Consider the following 1296-nt stretch of genomic DNA (forward strand, 5'->3'; position numbering starts at 1 on the left):
TGAATCGGCCTGGAGTTGCCGGAGGGCGTTGTTAGGCCGCAGCGGCCCTGTTGTGGTTTCGGGTTGAAGCGTAGTGCGCGGTCTCATATTCGACGGGCGGGACGTGGCTGATCGAGGAGTGCAGGCGGTCGTGGTTGTACCAGTGGACCCAGGACGCGGTGGCCTGCTCGACCTGCCGCCACGAGGTCCAGGTGGTCCGCTCGTGCTCGATGACCTCGGTCTTGAACAGACCGATCGTGGACTCCATCAGCGCGTTGTCCAACGCGTCACCGACCGAGCCGATCGATCCGGTGATCTCGGCGGCGCGTAGCGCGTCGGTGAAGGCCAGCGAGACGTATTGACTGCCCGCGTCGCTGTGATGCAGGAGCCCGGTCGCGGTGAAGGTGGCGTTGGTGCGGCGCCGGGTGAACAACGCCTGCTCGAGGGCGGAGGTCACCAGCGGCGTCGTCTTGCTGGTCGAGACCCGCCAGCCCAGGATGCGCCGGGAGTACACGTCGGTGACGAACGAGACGTAGCAGAACCCGGTCGTCGTCCAGACGTAGGTGAAGTCGGCCACCCACCACTGATCCGGCCGGGACGGGTAGTTCCACCGCCGTTTCACATGATCTGGGTGCCGGGGCCGGCTGCGATCGGGCTCGGTGGTGACCACGCGGGGCCGGCCGCGGCGCACCCCGTCGATCCCGGCGATCTTCATCAGCCGTTCCACCTGATCACGGCCGATGGCCAGCCCGGCCCGGCAGGCGGCGATCCACAGCTTCCGGCGCCCATACAAACGCCGGTTCGCCGTCCACAGATCGCGCAGCCGGTTCGCCAGATACGCCTGCCGCAGCTCAGCCTCGCTGGGGCCGAACCCGCAGGCGGCGTGGGCGTAGTACGTCGACGGGGCGATCCCGACACCGTGCTCTTTGAGCACGGCCAGGATCGGCTCGACCCCGAAACGACCCGCATATTCGCGGACGTAATCGATCACTGTCCGAGTCTGCGGTCGAGCTCCGCTGCCGCGAAAAACGCGGACGCGGTCTTCAGGATCTCGTTCGCCCGCCGCAACTGCGCGTTCTCGCGCCGCAACCGTGCCAGCTCGTCATCGGAGCGCTCCGTGCCGGCCGACGCGGTGGCGCCCTCGCCGAGCTCCCGGCGGATCCAGTTCCGCAACGTCGACGGGTTGATCCCGAGCAACTCGCCCACCTCCTGGCGGGCCTTGACCTGCGAAACATCACCACCGGCGATCCGGTCGGCATACATCCGGACCGCACGCGCCTGCGTCTCATCGTCATACTTCTTCGGTGCTGGCATGAT

At 67.5% G+C, this 1296-nt stretch carries 1 protein-coding gene and 1 other annotated feature; the gene reads right to left on the bottom strand.

Translation table 11 applies throughout. The features are described from left to right. Positions 1-31: 31 nt before the first annotated feature. A protein-coding gene (locus ACFYML_RS36595; protein WP_387425016.1) for an IS3 family transposase occupies positions 32-1293 on the bottom strand; the annotation gives its coding sequence in 2 pieces (ribosomal slippage) (positions 32-1002 and positions 1002-1293; 1263 coding nt in all). Further along, positions 881-1012: a sequence feature (AL1L pseudoknot), on the bottom strand. (Overlaps the previous gene by 132 nt.) Positions 1294-1296 lie beyond the last annotated feature (3 nt).

Source organism: Micromonospora sp. NPDC007230 (assembly GCF_042869115.1).
GTDB lineage: Bacteria > Actinomycetota > Actinomycetes > Mycobacteriales > Micromonosporaceae > Micromonospora.